At 42.9% G+C, this 20,012-nt stretch carries 19 protein-coding genes and 1 tRNA gene; 14 read left to right on the forward strand and 6 right to left on the reverse strand.

Going from position 1 to position 20,012, the window contains the following annotated elements; translation table 11 throughout:
• Nucleotides 1–39: 39 nt before the first annotated feature.
• From DM09_RS10190 to ubiB, 14 genes are all read left to right on the forward strand, one after another.
• Nucleotides 40–1,434, forward strand: a complete 1,395-nt coding sequence (locus DM09_RS10190; RefSeq protein WP_038250796.1) for a CCA tRNA nucleotidyltransferase — start codon at nt 40–42, stop codon at nt 1,432–1,434.
• A gap of 50 nt (nt 1,435–1,484) precedes the next feature.
• Nucleotides 1,485–2,228 (forward strand): hypothetical protein, encoded by a 744-nt coding sequence (locus DM09_RS10195; protein ID WP_038250799.1) that lies wholly within the window; start codon nt 1,485–1,487, stop codon nt 2,226–2,228.
• Complete coding sequence (locus tag DM09_RS10200) at nt 2,221–2,517, forward strand: c-type cytochrome (protein WP_038250800.1); 297 nt, start codon at nt 2,221–2,223, stop codon at nt 2,515–2,517. Before DM09_RS10195 ends, DM09_RS10200 begins: the two co-directional genes overlap by 8 nt.
• A gap of 3 nt (nt 2,518–2,520) precedes the next feature.
• Nucleotides 2,521–3,915 (forward strand): oxygen-independent coproporphyrinogen III oxidase, encoded by a 1,395-nt coding sequence (gene hemN, locus DM09_RS10205; protein ID WP_038250802.1) that lies wholly within the window; start codon nt 2,521–2,523, stop codon nt 3,913–3,915.
• The gene (locus DM09_RS10210; protein WP_051938390.1) at nt 3,916–4,425 is read left to right on the forward strand and encodes a M67 family metallopeptidase; all 510 of its coding nucleotides are present in this window, start codon (nt 3,916–3,918) and stop codon (nt 4,423–4,425) included. It begins immediately after the preceding gene.
• Between the two features lie 17 nt (nt 4,426–4,442).
• The gene (locus DM09_RS10215; RefSeq protein ID WP_038250803.1) at nt 4,443–6,221 is read left to right on the forward strand and encodes a tetratricopeptide repeat protein; all 1,779 of its coding nucleotides are present in this window, start codon (nt 4,443–4,445) and stop codon (nt 6,219–6,221) included.
• Entirely contained in the window at nt 6,221–6,733 is a 513-nt protein-coding gene (locus tag DM09_RS10220) for a lipoprotein insertase outer membrane protein LolB (protein WP_038250805.1), read from the forward strand. The genes DM09_RS10215 and DM09_RS10220 overlap by 1 nt, the downstream gene beginning before the upstream one ends.
• Entirely contained in the window at nt 6,726–7,607 is an 882-nt protein-coding gene (gene ispE, locus DM09_RS11435) for a 4-(cytidine 5'-diphospho)-2-C-methyl-D-erythritol kinase (RefSeq protein WP_157753693.1), read from the forward strand. The genes DM09_RS10220 and ispE overlap by 8 nt, the downstream gene beginning before the upstream one ends.
• A tRNA-Gln gene (locus DM09_RS10230) sits at nt 7,598–7,672 on the forward strand. Before ispE ends, DM09_RS10230 begins: the two co-directional genes overlap by 10 nt.
• A gap of 54 nt (nt 7,673–7,726) precedes the next feature.
• Nucleotides 7,727–8,680, forward strand: a complete 954-nt coding sequence (locus tag DM09_RS10235; RefSeq protein ID WP_038250810.1) for a ribose-phosphate pyrophosphokinase — start codon at nt 7,727–7,729, stop codon at nt 8,678–8,680.
• Between the two features lie 109 nt (nt 8,681–8,789).
• Nucleotides 8,790–9,695: a UDP-3-O-acyl-N-acetylglucosamine deacetylase gene (lpxC, locus tag DM09_RS10240; protein WP_038250812.1), complete on the forward strand. Its 906-nt coding sequence runs from the start codon at nt 8,790–8,792 to the stop codon at nt 9,693–9,695.
• A 76-nt stretch (nt 9,696–9,771) separates the two neighbouring features.
• Nucleotides 9,772–10,548, forward strand: coding sequence for a bifunctional demethylmenaquinone methyltransferase/2-methoxy-6-polyprenyl-1,4-benzoquinol methylase UbiE (gene ubiE / locus DM09_RS10245; protein WP_051938391.1), 777 nt, complete (start codon nt 9,772–9,774; stop codon nt 10,546–10,548).
• Nucleotides 10,545–11,201, forward strand: coding sequence for a ubiquinone anaerobic biosynthesis accessory factor UbiT (ubiT, locus tag DM09_RS10250; RefSeq protein WP_038250815.1), 657 nt, complete (start codon nt 10,545–10,547; stop codon nt 11,199–11,201). The genes ubiE and ubiT overlap by 4 nt, the downstream gene beginning before the upstream one ends.
• Entirely contained in the window at nt 11,198–12,793 is a 1,596-nt protein-coding gene (gene ubiB / locus DM09_RS10255) for a 2-polyprenylphenol 6-hydroxylase (RefSeq protein ID WP_038250817.1), read from the forward strand. Before ubiT ends, ubiB begins: the two co-directional genes overlap by 4 nt.
• Before the next feature lie 5 nt (nt 12,794–12,798).
• Here the strand turns inward: ubiB and DM09_RS10260 are convergent, their stop codons facing one another.
• Genes DM09_RS10260 through DM09_RS10285 form a run of 6 tightly spaced genes read right to left on the reverse strand, consistent with a single transcriptional unit; the run spans nt 12,799 to nt 19,867 of the window.
• Nucleotides 12,799–14,190 carry a class II fumarate hydratase gene (locus DM09_RS10260; RefSeq protein WP_038250820.1) on the reverse strand — a complete coding sequence of 464 codons (1,392 nt, stop codon included), beginning with the start codon at nt 14,188–14,190 and terminating at the stop codon, nt 12,799–12,801.
• Complete coding sequence (locus DM09_RS10265; protein ID WP_051938400.1) at nt 14,187–15,818, reverse strand: PP2C family protein-serine/threonine phosphatase; 1,632 nt, start codon at nt 15,816–15,818, stop codon at nt 14,187–14,189. The genes DM09_RS10260 and DM09_RS10265 overlap by 4 nt, the downstream gene beginning before the upstream one ends.
• Nucleotides 15,811–16,146, reverse strand: coding sequence for a P-II family nitrogen regulator (locus tag DM09_RS10270; RefSeq protein ID WP_038250822.1), 336 nt, complete (start codon nt 16,144–16,146; stop codon nt 15,811–15,813). The genes DM09_RS10265 and DM09_RS10270 overlap by 8 nt, the downstream gene beginning before the upstream one ends.
• Nucleotides 16,139–16,522, reverse strand: a complete 384-nt coding sequence (locus DM09_RS10275; RefSeq protein ID WP_038250824.1) for a P-II family nitrogen regulator — start codon at nt 16,520–16,522, stop codon at nt 16,139–16,141. The genes DM09_RS10270 and DM09_RS10275 overlap by 8 nt, the downstream gene beginning before the upstream one ends.
• A complete protein-coding gene (locus tag DM09_RS10280) occupies nt 16,519–18,306 on the reverse strand; it encodes a DUF1538 domain-containing protein (protein ID WP_051938392.1) in 1,788 nt (595 codons plus the stop codon). Before DM09_RS10280 ends, DM09_RS10275 begins: the two co-directional genes overlap by 4 nt.
• Nucleotides 18,299–19,867, reverse strand: coding sequence for an MXAN_6640 family putative metalloprotease (locus DM09_RS10285; RefSeq protein ID WP_157753694.1), 1,569 nt, complete (start codon nt 19,865–19,867; stop codon nt 18,299–18,301). The genes DM09_RS10280 and DM09_RS10285 overlap by 8 nt, the downstream gene beginning before the upstream one ends.
• Nucleotides 19,868–20,012: the final 145 nt, after the last annotated feature.

Raw genomic sequence — 20,012 nt, forward strand, 5'->3', positions numbered from 1 at the left:
GAGCTTGGTCTGAGTGCACCTTCTTGTTAGGTTTTCCCTATGTTTAAACTTGATTTCAACAACGCTGTTCCTGAAGCGGTATTGCAGGTGTGTCGAGTGCTTCAAGAAGCAGGTGGCGTGGCGTGGCTGGTAGGTGGCTGTGTGCGAGACCTATCGTTAGGTTTTGTGCCCAAAGACTGGGATATTGAAGTCTTTGAGCTTGCTGAAGACAAGCTTGAACCGGCCTTGAGAAAGGTTGGACGCTGTGAGCATGTAGGTAAACATTTTGGGGTGTATAAACTGTGGTTATCACATTTTGAGGTTGATGTTGCTCTGCCGCGAAGGGAACGTAAAACAGGTGATGGTCATAAAGGTTTTGCTGTGATGGTTGATCCAAATTTAAAACCTGAGGTGGCAGTTTTACGTCGTGACTTCACGCTGAATGCGATGATGTTTAACCCTTTAAATCAAACCTTGCTAGATTTTCATGGTGGACTGCAAGATTTACGTAATAAACGGCTGAAACATGTGTCTCCTGCGTTTGCAGAAGACCCCTTGCGACCACTGCGTGCGATGCAGCTTGCGGGGAGATTAAAGTGTGTGTTGGATCAAAACACTGCAAAATTATGTCGTACTTTGCTTGCTGAAGCGCATACCTTGCCTATGTCTCGGGTTTGGCAAGAGTGGCTTAAATGGAGTAGTTCTGACAAGCCTTCTTTAGGGCTTGAGGCATTGCAGAATATGGGATGGGACAAGTTGTATCCTGAGTTGAAGGTGATGCAAGAATGCCCCCAAGATAATTACTGGCACCCTGAGGGCGATGTGTGGGTGCATACGTCTATGGTTGTTGATGAGGCAGCACGTTTGGCTAAAGAGCGGGGTTTGCAGGGGCAGGATAAAGTTGTATTGCTGTTTGCGGCGCTGTGTCATGATTTGGGTAAACCTTTAACCACAGCAAAACTTGATGATGGGAAAATAGTGTGCCCAAACCATGGTGCTGCAGGGGTTCAGCCGAGCAGGGATTTTTTAAGTCGTATTGGTGCGCCAAAGTGGTTAAAACAAGCTGTTATTCCGTTGGTAAAAGAACATATTGTGCATTTTACAAGCAAACTGACAGATGAATCTGTGCGCTGTTTGGCGCACCGCTTACAGCCTATGCATATTTGTTTATGGGAGATGTTGACCGAGGCTGACGCTTGTGGCCGCCACCCTGCGCCACCAGAGAGACCTGCGTTAGAATGGCTTAAACGTGCCGAGTTGTTGCAGGTTGTTTACTCACCTGTAACACCTATTATCACAGGTAAACTTTTATTGTCTCAAGGTTTAAGACCCTCTGTATACATGGGTAAGTTGCTTGATTTTGCATATCAGGCGCAAATGCGGGGTGACTTTAATGATAAAGCATCAGCACTTATTTGGCTCGGGAAACAGGGACTTGCAAACGTAAATAAATAGGCGCAACATACCCATTTGTAATTATTGTTACTGCGCCAAAAGGGGTTGCTATGCGTCATTACCGTCGCTTTTCTGATACTTCTACCAGTGAGAAAATCCTAGATTCAATGTTTTTGTTGATGATTGGCATAGCTTACTTTTTTGCGATTTTACAGACGTATTACACTCACCAAGGCCGTGATGGTAAGCCAGGGTTGTCTGTTCAAGATGTGATGATTGCTTATTATGGTAAACATGAGCAAACGCGTCTGGGAGCAGCGATTGTGGGACCTATGGCAGGAAACTTCCCTTCAGAAAAAGCCAAACAAGATGTGTTGGATTGGATTGAAAATGGTAGCTCTGAAGAAGGTTATCGAGCAAAAGTAAAACCCATATTAGATAGAAATTGTATCATGTGTCATTCACAAGAAAGCGGTATGCCTGTACCTTCGCTAGAGACCTATGATAGCGTTAAAACTTTAACCAAAGTGGATACAGGAGCTTCCATTCAAACCTTGGTTAGAGTGTCTCATATCCATTTGTTTGGTATTGGCTTTATTTTATTTTTGGTTGGGCGAATTTTCATTCTTTGTGAAATGCCAATATTGTGGAAGCGAGTGATTGTTGTGATTCCATTTGTAGCTATTATGCTTGATATTATGGCGTGGTATATCACCAAAGTTGTACCTGGTTTTGCTTATGTTGTTGTTTTTGCAGGTGGTTTGATGGGAATATCCCTTTGGGTGCAAATTTTATTGTCAGGTTATCAAATGTGGTTTTTAAAAGGTGAAAAAAAAGGAGAGAAAAATGGGTAATATATTTAAAGCTTTAGCACTTGTTGCAGGGGTAGCGCTATCATCTCAGGTTGGCATGGCTTCGGATATGCCAGACGGGGCAAAAATCTTTAGTAAGAAATGTAAAATGTGTCATGCGATTAATAAAAAGAAAGTTGGTCCTGCGGTGGCAAGCATGAATATGGATACAAATATGCTGATTGAAACCGTGACCAATGGTAGAAAACGTATGCCAAAATTTGGGCATAAGTTGTCGGCAGATGAGATTCAGGCGGTTGTTGCATTTATCCAAAGCAATCATGCTGAATAAGCAATGGCGAAAGTAACAGGTACGGATTTATTCAATCTAGAACTTATCAAAAAGCACGATAAAGCAGGACCACGATATACATCGTATCCTACTGCTCCCATGTTCCATGATGGTGTGGGTTCATCGGTATATGCCAGTACACTTAAAAAGGTGGCTACGGATGATGCACCGCTATCATTATATATACATATCCCTTTTTGTAATACCGTGTGTTATTACTGCGGCTGCAATAAAATTGTTACCAAACAGTATGATAGGGCTCAGCCTTATTTGGATTTGTTATTTAAAGAAATTGATACCGTTGCCGACTTGGTGGGTAAAACGCGCCCAGTGACCCAGCTTCACTTTGGGGGTGGTACACCAACATTTCTCAACGATAAACAAATCAGAGCTTTGATGGGGAAATTGAAAGCGTGTTTTCAATTTGTAGATGATGATAGCGCTGAATATAGCATTGAAATGGACCCTAGGGAGTGTACACCTGAAACGGTTAAAACACTGCGGGAAGTTGGTTTTAATCGCATGAGCATGGGGGTGCAAGATTTTGATCCTGTGGTGCAAAAAGCAGTCAATCGTATTCAAAGCAAAGAAGTGACCTTAAATGTGCTCAATGATGCGCGGCGAGAAGGTTTTAAGTCGATGAATATTGATTTGATGTATGGTTTGCCGCATCAAACGGTAGAGACTTTTGATACAACGTTGAATCAAATTATAACATTCAGCCCTGATAGAATTGCTTTGTTTAACTATGCACATTTGCCTGAAATGTTTATGCCACAGCGGCGTATTGATGCATCAGCCATGCCTAGCCCGCAAGAAAAGCTAAATATTTTAGAGCATAGCATTAATAAACTCATTGATGCGGGTTATGTGTTTATTGGTATGGACCATTTCGCTAAACCTGATGATGAATTAACCATTGCCCAAGCGCAGGGCAAGTTGTATCGAAATTTCCAAGGTTATTCTACCCATGCGGATTGTGACTTGATTGGTTTAGGTTTAACTTCTATTGGTTATGTGGGTGGTAGTTTCTTTCAAAATCAAAAAGAAATGGATGTTTACCAAGCTTCAATTGAGCATGATGGTCTGGCAGTTTTTCGTGGTTATACGCTGTCCAAAGAAGACCATTTGAGGCGTGCTGTAATTATGCGACTTATGTGTGATTTTAAAATAGAATTTACTGCATTTGAACAAGAGTTTGGTATCAATTTTAAGCAACACTTTTTAGACTCTTTGGCAGATTTGCAGGAAATGCAAGCCGATGGTTTGCTTGAATTGTCGGATACAGAGCTGCGTGTTTTGCCAGTAGGACGTTTGATGATTCGTAATGTTGCGATGGTGTTTGATGAACATTTGCGCCATAAAACAGAACAAAAACAGTTTTCTAAGGTTTTATAAATGAGTAAAATAGAAATTCCCGTTCCTGAACGTTTTTTGAGCTCAGCTTATGTGGCAGTGGTGGAAGATGGTGAACATGAACAGTTATGTAAGTTTGCCCCTGAAGCCATGCAAATGATGCAAAATGTTGCGGTTCAAGGTTATCCTGATGAAATATGTGGTTTGTTGATTGGCAACGCTGATGCACAAGGGTGGCAAGTCAGTGAAGTTCGCCAAGTTGATAATTTAAATGAAGAGCGTGCTGCAGATAGGTTTCAGTTGGACCCAGCAGGGTATCAAGCCATTGATTCAGAACTTCGAGGTAGTGGCAAAGAAATTATTGGTGTGTTTCACTCTCATCCTGATTGCCCTGCGCAACCGTCCCCTACAGACTTAACCAGTGCATGGGAAGGTTTTGTGTATCCTATTGTAAGTGTGTGCAATGGAAGGGTAGCAGAGGTCAATTGTTGGGTTGTTACGGATGAGGTAAGTATGGGTGGTAAATTTCAGAGGTTGCCTCATCAGGGTTAAGGTCGCATGGTTAGCCCATGAATAATCGTTTTTTTCCCTTGGTCGCCTTGTTGTTATTGGCAAGTTGCGCAAACACAGTTAAACATACGAACGACGCTGTCGCGAATAAAAGCCTAGCACAAACGAAGCCGAAGCAACATGTTGCGATGCCTTTGGAGCGAATGGATGCCTCCTTCTTATATTTGGCTTACCAGCAATCCATGCAGCAAGGGCAGTTGGGTTTGGCGACACGTTTCTTAAAAGCCCTGATTAAAAAGGATCCGCATACATTTTCTTTAAAGATAGAGCTTGTGAATTTGTATTTAAATTCTGGGCGTGTTGATCAGGTAGCGGAAGCATTGCAAGTGATGGAGTCTGTTTCGACTGCGGATATTCAAAGTTTATCTGCCCAAGAACTGTCAGATTATCAATTGCTTTATGCCCGTGTTTTGATGCTCAATGGACAGCAACAGCAAGCTGTATTGTTGCTTAAGAATTTATTGCAAACACAACCAAAAAATATTCAGGTACGCCTTCTTTTGGTGCGTATGTATGCAAGACAAGGTAAGTTTCAGTACGCACACGGTCTATTGAAAGAAGGTATTAAACTTGTACCTGATGTGCGGCTGTATGAGGCACAAGTTCAATTGTTTGTGCAGCAAAAGGATTACAAAGCAGCAGATAAAAAGCTGCAAAGTATGCAAGTGAAGTATCCTGATCATGAAGATGTTGTTTTAAAACGCAGTCAACTTGCAGAGCAGGTTGGTGATGTGCTTAAGGCTGAAAAGTTACTTCAAGCATATATCGATAAACATGGTGCAGATGCTGTGCAGTCTTTTTCGATGCTTGCCAACCTTTATGTGAGGCAGGATAGGTTAAAAGAAGCCGTTATTATGTTTAAACACTTGATTCCTTTGACGGCAAATGCAGGCTCTGTATATATGTCTTTAGGTAAGGTTTATTATCAATTGGCTGAGTTTGAGAAGGCATCTGAGACCTTTGCTCAAGCAGTACAGAAGTTTACACCACAGGCTCCGAAAAAACGGATTTCGGACACACAGGCTGCAGCATATTTTTACTGGGCAGCAAGTCTGGAAGCATTGGGGCAAGATAAAGAAGCTGTTTTGGCATATAAAAAATTAAAATCGTATCATACGTTTTATGTGGATGCTCAGCTTCGTTTGGCGAGCATGGCAATAGCCAAGGATGAGTTTCAGGCTGCTGAAACAAGGTTGTTGAAGCTTCTTAAGAGCAATCCGAAACATGTTGCCGTTTATGAAATGCTGTCGAACTTAAGGCTGCAACAAAAGGCATATGCCAAGCTGCTCGAAGAGACTGAGCCTGCCTTAGCCTTGGCGTTTTCACCTGTGTTGTTATTTAATCGTGCTATTGCTTTAGAAGCGCGTAAAGATTTCAAACATTTGGATGAAACTTTAAGTTTATTGCTGGAGCAGGATCCCAACCATGCCGAAGCACTCAACTTTTATGGTTATAGTTTGGCAGACCGAGGTGTTCGCCTTGATGATGCTTTGCTTATGGTTCAAAAGGCTCTAAAACAGAAACCCCAAGATGGTTATTATTTGGATTCTTTGGCATGGGTGTACTTTAAACAAGGGAAGTACCAACAGGCTGTTGATGTACAACGCAAAGCTGTGGTATTGGTGCCTGATGATGCTGTGATGCAAGAGCATTTGGGCGATATGTTTTGGAAAGCAGGTCAGCATGATGCGGCACGTGAGCGTTGGCAAAAAGCTTTAGAACTCAAACATGATAACCCGAGTGATGTACAAGGTAAAATTCGTCACGGATTAATGTAATGTTTAAGTATGGGCTACAGCTTTTTTTATTACTATTAGTAACCACGAGCTGTGTAAAGCACAGCAATACACTGCAAGATTTTGAACCGATTACAACTTTTTCGGGGCGTTTGTTGGTGATAAGCCCTGAAAAACGCTTTCAAGTGGATGTAGACTGGCAAGGTACGTCTGAAAAAGGTCAGCTTCGTTTAACACATGGTTTGTCGGGGCGAGTTGTAGATGTTGCATGGCTGGGTCATCGGATGCGTTGGCGTGATAGTTCGCAAACCCAACAGTGGCGCGATCTTTCAGAAAAAGGTTTGTTGGATATGGGTGTGTTACTGCCACCTTGGACTTTGGCTAAGGTGTTTGCGAGAAAGATGCCGCCAAGCATGAAGGCGAAAGGGAATCATGTTTGGCAAGGGGTTTGGGGTGTTGTGCCATTAAAAATAAAGTGGGTTGGCGGGCAACGGCGCGTTGAGATTACGGATATGAAACATGGGCGGCGTGCGGTGGTTATCTTCAATGAGTAAAGTATATCCTGCCCCAGCTAAAGTGAATTTGCATCTGGCTGTTACAGGTGTAACAGATCATGGTTACCATACGCTGGATACGAGTTTTGTTTATGTGGATGTTGGGGATTCCTTAACGATTGTTTTGTCTGAAGATTTGGATGTTTGTTGTAGTGATGACACATTAAGTGGTGAGCAAAACTTGGTCTATCAAGTTTTATCCGCTTTCAGGCGCGAACATCAAGTCAATGCGGGTTTAGATGTATTTATAGATAAGAAGCTACCTGCCATGGCAGGTTTAGGTGGTGGTTCATCAGATGCTGCAACAGCATTGTGGGTGGCGAATCAATTATGGAAAGTACATTGCACAGTAGAGGAATTGATTGATTTTTCAGTGCTTTTTGGTGCAGATATTCCATGCTTTTTATTTGGTAAAGCAAGTCAGGCCTATGGGGTAGGTGAAAAACTATCGGTTTATAAGGGTGTTGTTCCGCGGCAAAATATTGTGCTGGCATGGCCTGGAGAAGGGGTCTCAACTGCAGCGGCATTTACCCACTTTGATCAAAATGAATTTCATGCATTGACGGACGAAAAAACAGTCGCTACAGTGCGCGCCCGTTCGGGTGCTGCAAGTTTTGATTTAGGTTATAACGACTTAGAAAAGAGTGCAGCTACTTTATGTTCACCGTTGTTGGCGATGTTAACAACCATGAAAGAGAAGTCGGAACGGGCATGGATGAGTGGAAGTGGGTCGGCTTGTGTAGCGGTTTGTCATTCATCCAAACAAGCTTATGCGCTTGCAAAATATTTGCAAAAACATAAGCTCGCTACTTGGATTCATACGGGTCATTTTTTACCGGAGCATCCATTGTTAGCATGTAAAATTGGGGCGTAGCCAAGCGGTAAGGCAGCGGGTTTTGATCCCGTCATGCGCAGGTTCGAATCCTGCCGCCCCAGCCATTTTATGACTGACGTTTTTTGATTGATGTGTCGTTTAGACGGAGGCTCTCTCTGATGAGCAATGTTAAAAAGTTCCGCTTGTTTTCAGGTACTTCAAACCCTAAGTTAGCAGCAGATATGTGCACGCATATTGGTATGCCACTGGGCGAGATGCATATTCAAAGCTTTTCTGATGGTGAGATTTTCCTCCAATACCAAGAAACGATCCGAGGTTTGGATGTTTTCTTCTTACAGAGTACGTCAGTACCTGCCAATGATAACTTGATGGAACTTTTGATTGCTATTGACGCGGCTAAACGCGCATCAGCACGACAAATTTGTGCGGTGATTCCGTATTTTGGTTATGCAAGGCAAGATAGGAAAAGTGCGGGTCGTACGCCGATTTCGGCCAAGTTGGTTGCTGATATGTTAACCACTGCAGGTGTAACTCGCGTGTTAACCATGGATTTACATGCAACACAAATTCAAGGTTTCTTTAATATCCCTGTGGATAATATTTTTGCAGCACCATTGTTTGCCAAGGATATTCGTGATCATTCTACAGCTGAAGATGATGTTATTGTTGTTTCTCCAGATGTGGGTGGTGTGGTTAGAGCAAGAGCTTTGGCGAAAAGTTTGCATGTTGATATTGCCATTGTTGATAAACGACGCCCGGCACCCAATGTGGCGAAAGTAATGAATATTATTGGTGATGTTGAAGGTAAACATTGCATACTTGTGGATGATATTGTAGATACAGCAGGTACAATTTGTGGTGCGGCAGATGCATTGATGGAGCGCGGTGCAACCAAGGTAACAGCTTATGCAACACATGGTGTATTGTCAGGGCCAGCTGCTGAGCGTATCTCAGCATCAGCTATGCATGAGCTTGTTATTACGGATAGTATTGCACAACCTCAGGCTATTCTGGATACAGGTAAAGTACGTGTATTGTCTATTGGTTCACTGATGGGTGAAGCGATTATGCGTATATATGATGCGCGTTCGATTAGTAGTCTTTATAACTGAGCGCAGTAAAAACTTTCTTTTCCTTTCTTTTTGGCTATATTGTGCGAAATAAGCATGGTCTCTTTTTTATATGGAGCAGCTTGATTTCACCATACCAAAGGAGCTTCTAGTGGTAAAACAACGCACACTTGACCACGCGATTCGCTGCAGTGGTATAGGCTTACATTCAGGTAAAAAAATTGAGCTTGTATTGAGTCCTGCCGATGTAGACACAGGTATTGTGTTTGTGCGTTCAGATTTGGGCGTTGAAATTAAAGGGCATGTTGACTCAGTTGTAGACACTCGCCTATGTACCACGATTGGTCATGGCGAGGCGACAATTGCTACGGTAGAACATATTATGTCAGCATTGGCTGGCTTGGGTATTGATAATGCTCGTATTGAGGTGAGTGGCGCTGAAGTTCCTGTGATGGATGGCTCAGCTTCACCTTTTATTTTTCTCATTCAGTGCGCAGGTATTGTTGAGCAAGATAAAGCAAAAAAAGTATTGCGGATTAAAAAACGTGTAAGCATTGAAGAGGATGATAAATCTTGTGCTTTATACCCTGCATCAGGTTTCCGTGTAGCTTACCATTTGGATTATGACCACCCTTTACTGACGGACTGTAAAGTAAGTTTTGATTTTTCAAGACAAGGTTATGCGCGAGAAGTGAGTCGGGCGCGAACGTTTGGTTTTATTCATGAAGTTGAGGCGTTACAAAAAGCAGGTTTGGCGCTTGGTGGCTCCATGGATAATGCTGTTGTGTTGGATAAATACGGTGTGCTTAATGAAGGTGGCTTGCGTTATGTGGATGAATGTGCGCGCCACAAAGTATTAGATACTGTCGGTGATTTGTTTTTAGCGGGTTATCCTATTGTTGGTGCCTTTGAAGGTGTGCGCAGTGGGCATGCGATGAATTGTCAGATTGTAAAAGCTTTGCTTGCCGATGAAACTGCATGGAGCATTGAAGAGCTTGAAGATACAGTATCTCAACCCGCTGAGGTCACAGCTTCTACCTTACCACTAGCCACTTAAACCTTTTGAGCACTCGCTCAAGTGTATAATGCATTTAATAGTCAACAATAAGTAACTTCGCTGTTACGCTTGCCCCATGACTGAACAACCTTTAACAGAACAAATTTCAACAGAACAAACGCATTTTGGCTTTGAAACTGTCGCGGCAGATGAGAAAGCAGGTAAAGTCATGGAAGTTTTTTCTTCTGTTGCTTACAAATACGATATTATGAATGATGTGATGAGCGGTGGTATGCATCGCTTGTGGAAACGAAGTTTTATTGCTAAGGCAGTGTTGCCAAAAGGTGGCAGGGCTTTGGATGTAGCCGCAGGTTCAGGTGATATCGCTATTGGTTTGTTAAATAAGGTCAATCGTCAAGCAAGTGTTGTTTTAACAGACCTGAATGGCCCTATGCTTCACGAAGGGGCGAGGCGCACTTTAGATGAGGGTTTGTTACCAGGCATAGCAGACTGCATTCAATCGGATGGTACCAAGCTTCCATTTGCGGATAACAGTTTTGATTTGGTGACCATTGCTTTTGGTATTCGTAATTTTGTGGATGTACCTGCTGGTCTGGCAGAGTTTTACCGTGTACTCAAACCTGGTGGCCAGTTTATGTGTTTGGAATTTTCTAAACCTGTTTTACCTATGCTTGATGTTATTTATGATACCTACTCTTTTAATGTCATCCCTGCTATGGGTGAAATGATTACGGGAGATAGAGACTCGTACCAATACCTTGTAGAATCTATTCGTCGTTTTCCAGACCAAAAGCGTTTTGAGAAGTGGATTAAACAAGCGGGTTTTTCTTTGGTGCGGCATGACAATATGACGGGTGGTGTTGTGGCAATGCATAGGGGTTATAAAGTATGAGTGTGATGTTTTTACCCTTAAAGCTGATACCAGTGCCCGTACAATGCGTGGTTTTGGCTTCTGTATTGCAGGTATTCTTTAAAGATAATCAAGAATTGGCTTCAACTTTAGATGATTTAGAAGGTAAAGTTTTTCGTGTGTTTATTAAAGATACGGGTGCTGTGTTATTCATTGGTTTTAAAGCTGGTACGGTGTGGGTACACCCATCTTCAGAGCAACGGCCCGATGTGAAAATTGAGTCCACAGTCACTGGTTTTGCACGCCTTAGTTTTGCCAAGGAAGACCCTGATGCATTGGTGATGCAGCAAGTATTGAAGTTATCGGGTGATTCACAAGCCATGTTATTATTTCAAAAGCTATTGCATGAGCTGGATTTGGATTGGGAGTTTGAGCTTAGACGTGCTTTTGGTGATTTCTTTGGCCGTAAAGTTGCCAAAGCTGCTTACGGTCTGATTGATGCAGAGAAGAAAATGCGTGAACAATCCACCAAGTTGATTGACCATGCATTGCGCAGCATGGATACACCATCTGCAGAAAACTTGCAGCTTTGGCAAGCGGGTGTGGAATCGGTTGCCAGAAAGGTGAATAAATTGCAGCGCCAGTTGGATAAGTTGGAACATAAGATGCAACAAGCTCAACAAGAGAAGGTATGATATTTAAAGGGCTACGTCGCAATATTCGACTACTGTATATTATTCATGTTTTAGCCACGCATGGTTTGGCGGCGATTGCGGTTCGCTTGCATTTATTTAGCCCTTATATTTGGTTTATTAGTTTGTTTAGTTCCGAGTACAAACCCAAAGAACTGGGTGTGCAGATTCGTTTAGCATTGGAGCGCCTTGGCCCTAGTTTTATTAAGTTTGGACAGATGTTATCAACAAGGGTGGATTTATTGCCTTTGGATGTAGCTATGGAGTTGAAAAAACTGCAAGATAATGTGCCGCCTGAGTCTTTTGATGTGATTCACTGCTTGCTGAATAAGGCATATAAACGTGAGGCTATTGGTGCAGATGGTGTGTTTGCTAGCTTTGATGAGCAACCTGTAGCTGCGGCATCCATCGCCCAAGTACACTTTGCGACATTACACAATGGACAAGATGTCGCAGTAAAAATTCGCCGCCCACATATTGACCGCACGATTGAAGCTGACTTGTCTATTTTACGTATGTTGGCGAACCTGTTTGATCGTTATTTTCCTGAATATGAACGCCTAAAAGCACCGCAGGTTGTCGAAGAGTTTGGGGTGACTATTTTGGGTGAGTTAAACTTACGCTCAGAAGGTGCACATGCCAGTCGCTTTGCGGATCAACTGGCGGATATTGAAGGTGTGGGTGTACCCCAAGTCTTCTGGGATTTTACCAATCAAGGGGTGTTGGTTACTGAGCGTATTCATGGCACGCCCATCGATGAGCGGGATAAACTTATTGCGGCAGGGCATGATTCGCTGACCTTGTGTAAGAATTTGCAAAATATGTTTTTCCATATGGTGTTTGTGGATGGTTATTTTCATGCAGATTTACACCCAGGTAATATTTTTGTGTCGGATAAAGGTGAAATCTTGCTTGTAGATTTTGGTATTGTGGGTCGGTTGGAAATGCAAAGCAGGGTTTACCTTGCAGACATGATGTTAGCTTTTCTGAAGCAAGACTATAAACGTGCGGCAGAAGTGCATATTGAGGCGGGTTATGTGCCTTATGATACGGATGTATCTGCTTTTGAGGATGCTTTAAGAGAAATTGCTGTGCCTATTTTTAACCGCCCGCTCAAAGATATTTCTTTGGCAGAATTATTGTTTTATTTGTTTGCTGTAACGGAACGTTTCCAAATGGAAACACAACCGCAATTGTTGTTGTTACAAAAAAGTATGGTGGTGATTGAAGGGGTAACACGTGAGTTGCACCCCGAGATTAATATTTGGGAATTGGCAAAACCATTGATTTCAAGTTGGGCGATGGAGCATTTGGGTCCCAAAGGTAAAACCCAGCGTTTAATCAAAGATAGCAAACATTATATCCATGCGTGGATGCAATTGCCCAGTGAAATCAATGCACACTTCGCACAATTAAACAGACGTTTTCCAGAACGACAAAGTGGTATAAACCTATTTGCTTTATTGCCTGTTCTTGCAGTTTTATTGGGTGGTGTGCTTGCGGGTTTGTTTTGGACGCAAGCTTGGAACTCTCCACCACTTCTCTCATCTGCTGCTTTGATTACTTTGGGTTTATGGTTGCAATGGCGTAAGTAAACAGTTCAGGCATGCGGGTTTAACATTGATCTTGGGTCAAGCAATGTGTCCAACTCTGCAATGGGTAATATCTGTTCATCAATACATAACTGACGCACGGTTTTACCTTCTTTAACGGCTCTTTTTGCAATATCCGATGCCTTGTCATAACCAATGACAGGGGCAAGGGAAGTGACCATGCTCATGCTCCATTCAATTTGCTGCTCACACTTTTCAATATTAGCAGTTAAACCGACAATACATTTGTCTGTAAACATGATGGCGGCATTGGCAAGGATCTCTTCAGACTCAAGTAGATTATGTGCCATCATGGGTAACATCACATTCAAATCCAATAACCCTGATGCACCACCAAAGGTGATAGCGGCGTCATTTCCAATCACTTGCGCACAAACTTGCGCCATAGATTCGGCAATCACAGGGTTGACCTTACCTGGCATAATCGATGAACCAGGCTGAACAGCAGGCACAGATATTTCGGCAATGCCACAGCGAGGGCCCATGTTTAACAAACGTACATCATTGGCGATTTTCACCAAGGACACAGCGACTGTTTTCAGTGCACCCGAAAGTTCTACGGCAGCATCTTGGGCGGCTTGGGCTTCAAAATGATTAGAGGCTTCATGAAAATCAATGCCATAACTTTCGGATAAGGTGACTGCCATTGTTTTGCCAAAATCAGGATGGGTATTTAAACCCGTGCCCACAGCAGTGCCACCTTGGGCAAGTTCTGTGATACGTGGTAAACAAGACTCTAAACGTGTTATGCCAAGCTCGATTTGCCTTGCCCAACCTGAAATTTCTTGTCCCAAAGTGATAGGCGTTGCATCCATTAAATGGGTGCGCCCAATTTTGACCACATCCTTATTTTGAGTGGCTTTGTCTAGCAAAGCAGTATGCAAATGTTGTAATGCGGGTATCAATTGATGTACCAATACATCGGCTGCAGCCAGATGAATCGCTGTGGGAATCACATCATTGGAAGATTGCCCCATATTGATGTGGTCGTTGGGGTGAATGTTTGCGCCTTTGTTGAGCTGTGCGCAGCGGGAAGCAATCACTTCGTTGGCGTTCATATTGGTGGATGTACCTGAGCCTGTTTGGAAAATATCGAGCACAAAATGTGCATCCCACTTGCCTTGAGCAACTTCTAAGGCCGCTTGTTGAATAAGTTCTGCTTGTTTGTCATCAAGTTTTCCAAGTTTGACGTTTACAATTGCGGCTGCAGTTTTGATTTGCCCCAGAGCTTTGATGAATACACGCGGGAATCGCAGATTAGAAACGGGAAAGTTTTCTACGGCACGCGCAGTGCTTGCGCCATACATTGCCGTAGAAGGGACTTGCATTTCACCCATGGAGTCGGTCTCGATGCGGGTATGTGTATTTGTTGTGGTCATGCGTCTCTCCGTTTTAAACATAACATCGTAATATCATCATCATGGGTAGTAAAACCCTCATCTTCTAAACGTGCCAATAATGATGTGGGCAATACGGATGGATCCAAGGCATGGCGTTCTCTAAACCATGTTTCAACGCGATGATCATTAAACATGTCAGATGTTTTATTTTTAGCCTCGGTAATACCATCTGTGCAAGCGAAAAGTACATTACCCTGCATGAAATCCAATGTTTCTGTACGTAGAGGAAGGTCTTCCAACATACCCAAAGGAGGCGTGGTTGCTTCAAGCCGTATGATATGATTTTCCTGCCATACCAACGGCGGTATATGCCCAGCATTTAACCACTCTAATGTATGGGTTTGTGGGTTGAGTTCAGCCATGAACAGGGTAACAAAACGCCCGCCTTGTAAGGATTGGAATAATGATTGATTGGCGTATTTGACAGCATCAAATAATGAAATGTTTTCGCCATTGGCAAGTGCATGTAACATGGCTTGTAAATTGGCGACAGTTAGAGCTGCGGGGTAACCTTTACCTGCCACGTCTGCGATAACAAACCATATATTACCATTTTCACGTTTGATATAATCATAATAGTCGCCACCCACGGCATAACAACTTTCTTGAAAACCAGAGACAGTATAACCTGTGATATTGGGTTCACCACGTGGCATTAGCCCTTTTTGAATATCACTGGCAATGGCAAGTGCATCCTTGAGTGTATCCCGCTCTTTAAGGCCTGCAAGTGCAGTGTTGAGCCCACGTGCCAAGTCGCCCATATCATCATCCATCATGATGGCAACATGCCCATCAAATTTACCTTGGCGTAAGAAGTTGAGTCCTGATACCAGTTCACGTGTAATGCGGTAGATAGTGCGGCTGGTTACCCATACCAAGGCTGTGCCACCAAGAATCAAATGACAAAAAAGAACAATGGCTTGCATCAAGATAAAGTGTTGTTCTGTTTCATCTGTTGTGCCTAACATCAACCAAGTAAATACACCCAAGATACTGACTGGAATTAAACTGGTAATCGCAAAAATAAGCCAAGGTCGGTTGGATGAGCGAATAATCCAAGGGTAGGTAGAAAAATGCTCAAGGTTACCAATAAAAAGGTTTTGGTTGGATAATCGCTTACGTGATTTTGCCATCCATGCCATGGTTAGTGTCACAGCAATGGTGGGGGTGAGTATACCCAAACCAAAAGTGATGCTTAGATACAAGGCAACCATCATACGCGGCGTAAGTGGTTGCTCAGAGAACGAAGAGGAAATAGCAATAACAGCGAGTAAGTAGATAATATAAATTAAAGATGCCAAACCAAAAGCTTTGATGGCACGCATAGGTAAACTCGCCATGGCTTGTTCAAGCGCTAAGTGTTTATGTGTTTTTAATGCGTAGCGAATGGGCTGGTGAACCCAGAATGCAGCGATGGTAAAGGTGATTATAAAAATAATAGGCGCAATCATGGATAACCAAGGTGAAATGGTTGTGAGTACGGGGTTGCTGGTCAAACGAATGATGGCTTGCATGGCAAGCAACAATACGGGCAGCACCCATAGATGTTTCAGATATTGGGTAATGCTGATTTGTGGTGCATAGGCTTGCAAGTGAGTGTTACGCATTGGCATGATCTTCTTGGATTTCTGCCAATGGGCTGATTACAGCTTGTTGTACAGCTGTCACATAAATAATACCACCATGCGGCTGATCCAAACCAGCGGCATGAAAGATATAGGCAAAGATTTCATCTACTTGTTTTTTGTCTACGATTACACTAATGATAACTTTTTCTGTTTGTTGACCAAGTTTTTGTGTGCCTAAGGGGGAGCTTCGTCCAAAACCACGGGCAAAGTGGTTTACCATGGCTTGTATGCCAAAGGTTTTAGCCACGCCTTCAATGGCCTCTTTGGCTTTGTCTTCGGAGGCAATACAGGTAATGAGTTTACGCATGTTTTTTTGCAGCCTCACTTTCGGCAATAGCATCCAAAATATGCTGTGGGATATATGTTGCGGCTTTTTCAACACGGGTGGAATAAATCATACCCATACCAGGAGTATCCATGTGACCTGCAATGGACATTTTTTCAAAAATCATGTCGCGCAAGTCACTGGGTACAAGAATATTAATAATTTCTTTTTCAGTGTTAATTGCTACAGAGAGTACGCCAAGCAACTCTTGCACCCCAAAACCATGCCCATAATGAATGGTAGCACCTTGAGCGCCTGCATCTTGGGCAGCTTTGAGCACGGCTTTTGCACGACCACGTTGTACAATACAGGTAATAAGGAATACATCGGTTAAGACATTAATATGTTGAATACTCATGCAAGGTCTCCTTCAATCTGGCGCTCATTTTTAAGGTGTTTTCTATAAATTTGGTACTGTACCCATAAACCTGTCATGAGCACAGTTAAAATAGGACCAATAGAAGCCAAGGATAAGATACCAAAACCTTCAATTGCATCCACAGCATTACCTAATCCTAAACCCATGGCCAACACCAAAGGCACGGTGACAGGGCCAGTGGTTACACCTGCACTATCCCATGCAACATTCACAAATTCCTCGGTGGAAAACCAAGTGAGCACCAATGCTAAGCTATATAAAGGGATTAAAAACCATGATAAAGGTAAACCCAAAACAATTTTAACCACACCGAGTGCAATGCCACAAGCTACACCAAAAGCAACAGCATAAATGAGTAGTTTTTTCTCAAATGCACCATTGGTTAATGTTTCTACGGTATTGCCCAATGCATTCAGCGCAGGCTCAGCCACGGTAGCACCAAAACCAAGCAACCAAGCAAAGATTAAAGCAATGGTAAAACCAATTGTCCATGTATAGATGGGTGATTCTTTCACGCTTTCAATCACTGCAAATGCAGATGATAAGAGTGCGCCGGCTTGTTCGCCAAGCAATGATAAACCAAAGCGAAGCCCAATGCTAAATATAATCATACCCAATACACATAAGATAATACCATAAATAATAATACCGGGTGTTGGTAACTTTTCACGCAATACCAAACGCAGAACCAACATTAAGAATACAACCAATGGTACAATGGCTTGTAAGCCTGATAAGATTTCTGTGCTAGGGCTTGTTTGGTACCAAGCAGGTATCGTTGTAGATGCAATGTGTGTGCTATGTAATGCAGCATCGATAATGGCTTCGGGGGTGGTGGTTGAAGCTACAAAAATAGTGAGCAACATGACACCAATAATAGGGAATAAGGATGCAAGTGTAACAATACCAAAACCTGATAAGGCACTATTGCCGCGACCAGCAGTTGAAGCAATGCCAATACCAAGGGCTAAGACCAAGGGTACAGTAACGGGGCCTGTGGTAACAGCGCCGCAATCCCAAGCCAAACCGAGCACTTTGGCGAGTTCATCATCTTGCATCAACCATATAGTCAGCAATAAGGCGGGTGTTAATGAGCCATAAATAAATGGTTTAAGGCTCCAACCGTACAATAAACGCAATGTGCCAAGAACAACGGCAAAACCTACACCCAAACCTACAATAAGCACCAATGTGCCGCTCCATTCATTGAGCATGGTGTACAAATAGGGTGCGTTTTGTACTTTGAGAATACTGCCTGCAGCTTGCAGTGCACCAATTGCAGGTTCGGCAAATGTAACACCGATACCGAGCATAAAGGCAATCATGAGTACAATGGGTAGCGACACTTTGGCAGGTAGGTTTTGCCCAATAACTTCACCAAAAGGCATTAAACCTTTGTTCAACCCCTCCATAAATAACATTAAACCAATGATGACGGCGAGCAAACCTGAAGCAATCATCACAGGGGCACTCACGGCTTGGTTAAGCACGAGAATTTGGAACAGTATTAAATAGACTGCCAAGGGGATAACAGCTTTGGCTTGTTCAAGGAAACGACTGCTGATGTAAGGCGCAAGTAAACGGTATATATCAATGCCGCGTAAGGACACGCAGTTTTTCTTATTGTTTTTTTTCTTAAAGGCTTGTTGTTTTTTTGCAAAATCATTGAAACTCACAATATTCTGCCGTAGGGAAATATGGCGAATCAATTTACCATAACGAATCTTTTGACCTTGTTCAGGTATATTGTCCTTGTTAGACATTTATTGATCCTTGTTGGCAAAGACAAGTGTTTTGCGGATGTTTTTTTGTTTGATAAGCAGTAAGGCGGGTAAGAATAAGAGCCATAACCATAATGTATATATTGTTTGTTGTTGAGGTTAGGCATCCGCCACTGCTGCCACCGCTGTTTGAGGCAATGGGTGGGTTAGTGCTACTCAGCACGGGCAATGCTGGGGTTACACCATCTGTTAATTGCCATGTCATATTATCATTGGTTGCTGAAGTATTTGAAATCACAAACGTAATTTTGGATAACCCTGTGGGGGGTGTCCATACAGCTTGCCCTGCGTTTAAAGGAATGGGGGTGAGTGAGTAAGCTCCGCCAGCTGTATTTTGGCTAAGCACACTAAGTTTTGCTGTGCCTGTTGTGGTAAATGTATAAGTGCCTACAGGGTTTTGAATCAGTTCATATACGGTGGACAAATGTTTTTGTTTGCCAGAGAAGGGTTGAAGCGCAATAGAAGCATTGCTGCTGATATTGGCACCACCTTGAAATAAATTGTCACCCCAAGCAATAGGGTAGTCGGCACCATTTTGGTATTGGGTTATATCAATATTCCAAATGCCAAACTCATGAAACGCGATAGAAAGGGATGAACCTATGTTTTTTAGCGATGTATCTATGGCGGTATAGGTATTGTTCCCCGATGTTTGTCCCATTGCTGTGAGAATGTTTTTGATGAGTATATCACCATGTTTATCTGATAAATAACGTATCCAAACAAACCTTCCATATTGTTCAAGCCCTGTTGCGGTGAGACCAAAGGAATCAAGGGGAAGTTCGGGGTAATCTTGGCTGCCAGACTCTCGTAAACCATTGCCATTTCTATCAATGAAACTTTCACCAAGCGTAAATTGGCTATTGCCATCACTGTCTGTATAAACTTCACCAATATATTGCAAATTATCTTTGATGTTCGGGTATACCTTGTCTTCCATCCATGTGCTTAGAGACTCTAATACGGCAGGGAATTCGGTACCATCATAACCCATTTGTATGCTATGGAAGAACTCATGGGCAAGTGTGACTTGTGCAGGGGTAAGTGAGTTGGGGTAAGAAAATTGACTGGTTGAAAAATCATTGTCCAATACCATGTGTGTAAAAACGCTGTTCGGGTATGGTGAACCTGTACGCACTTGAGGGTCGCCTGTGACATAACCATAGATGCCAACAGCACCTATATCTAAAAGGTAAATATCATACTTCCCATCACCACCTAAAGTTCCATCAGAGGGTGGGGCAGTGTAACCCATGGTAGTAGTTTCTTGTGTCCAGACCGTTTCAGCTTCGATGGCAAGTTGGGCAACAAATGCTGCGTTGGCTCGGTTGGCATCATTGGGATATGCCGTGTCATCCAAATAATGAAATAAAAAATGCGTGGTTGATAGGGTTGAAAGATTTGGGATTTGCGTGTCAGTATAAAAGTTTACACCAGATGGCGGACTACCAATGCCATTGTCTGGGCGTAGTAGCCAAGGATTTACCAAAGCTTGTGTTTCAGGGCTAAGTTGGTTCCAATTGTTTTGCGCAAGCATAAGCATAGGGGTCAGAGAGCGTGTTGGTGCATGAGTTGAAATAACACCTGTTGCAATTGGGTTTAGTGATTGAAAAAAGGAAGATACGGTTTGCTCGGTTGTGTTTTGAGCATAGGCAGAAGTATACCCTATAAAGGATAAGCAAATGCTA

Origin of the sequence: Ghiorsea bivora, assembly GCF_000744415.1 — a bacterium.
In the GTDB taxonomy this organism is placed as follows: Bacteria; Pseudomonadota; Zetaproteobacteria; order Mariprofundales; family Mariprofundaceae; genus Ghiorsea; species Ghiorsea bivora.

Bases quoted from the DNA above. Each gene is read 5' to 3' on its own strand.
- DM09_RS10215 (WP_038250803.1), top strand. From the start codon at position 4,443: ATGAATAATCGTTTTTTTCCCTTGGTCGCCTTGTTGTTATTGGCAAGT.
- ispE (WP_157753693.1), top strand. From the start codon at position 6,726: ATGAGTAAAGTATATCCTGCCCCAGCTAAAGTGAATTTGCATCTGGCT.
- DM09_RS10235 (WP_038250810.1), top strand. From the start codon at position 7,727: ATGAGCAATGTTAAAAAGTTCCGCTTGTTTTCAGGTACTTCAAACCCT.
- DM09_RS10270 (WP_038250822.1), bottom strand. From the start codon at position 16,146: ATGCGTAAACTCATTACCTGTATTGCCTCCGAAGACAAAGCCAAAGAG.
- DM09_RS10190 (WP_038250796.1), top strand. From the start codon at position 40: ATGTTTAAACTTGATTTCAACAACGCTGTTCCTGAAGCGGTATTGCAG.
- ubiT (WP_038250815.1), top strand. From the start codon at position 10,545: ATGAGTGTGATGTTTTTACCCTTAAAGCTGATACCAGTGCCCGTACAA.
- DM09_RS10265 (WP_051938400.1), bottom strand. From the start codon at position 15,818: ATGCGTAACACTCACTTGCAAGCCTATGCACCACAAATCAGCATTACC.
- DM09_RS10285 (WP_157753694.1), bottom strand. From the start codon at position 19,867: ATGCTTATGCTTGCGCAAAACAATTGGAACCAACTTAGCCCTGAAACA.
- DM09_RS10280 (WP_051938392.1), bottom strand. From the start codon at position 18,306: ATGTCTAACAAGGACAATATACCTGAACAAGGTCAAAAGATTCGTTAT.
- ubiB (WP_038250817.1), top strand. From the start codon at position 11,198: ATGATATTTAAAGGGCTACGTCGCAATATTCGACTACTGTATATTATT.
- DM09_RS10195 (WP_038250799.1), top strand. From the start codon at position 1,485: ATGCGTCATTACCGTCGCTTTTCTGATACTTCTACCAGTGAGAAAATC.
- DM09_RS10200 (WP_038250800.1), top strand. From the start codon at position 2,221: ATGGGTAATATATTTAAAGCTTTAGCACTTGTTGCAGGGGTAGCGCTA.
- ubiE (WP_051938391.1), top strand. From the start codon at position 9,772: ATGACTGAACAACCTTTAACAGAACAAATTTCAACAGAACAAACGCAT.
- DM09_RS10260 (WP_038250820.1), bottom strand. From the start codon at position 14,190: ATGACCACAACAAATACACATACCCGCATCGAGACCGACTCCATGGGT.
- DM09_RS10210 (WP_051938390.1), top strand. From the start codon at position 3,916: ATGAGTAAAATAGAAATTCCCGTTCCTGAACGTTTTTTGAGCTCAGCT.
- hemN (WP_038250802.1), top strand. From the start codon at position 2,521: ATGGCGAAAGTAACAGGTACGGATTTATTCAATCTAGAACTTATCAAA.
- DM09_RS10275 (WP_038250824.1), bottom strand. From the start codon at position 16,522: ATGAGTATTCAACATATTAATGTCTTAACCGATGTATTCCTTATTACC.
- DM09_RS10220 (WP_038250805.1), top strand. From the start codon at position 6,221: ATGTTTAAGTATGGGCTACAGCTTTTTTTATTACTATTAGTAACCACG.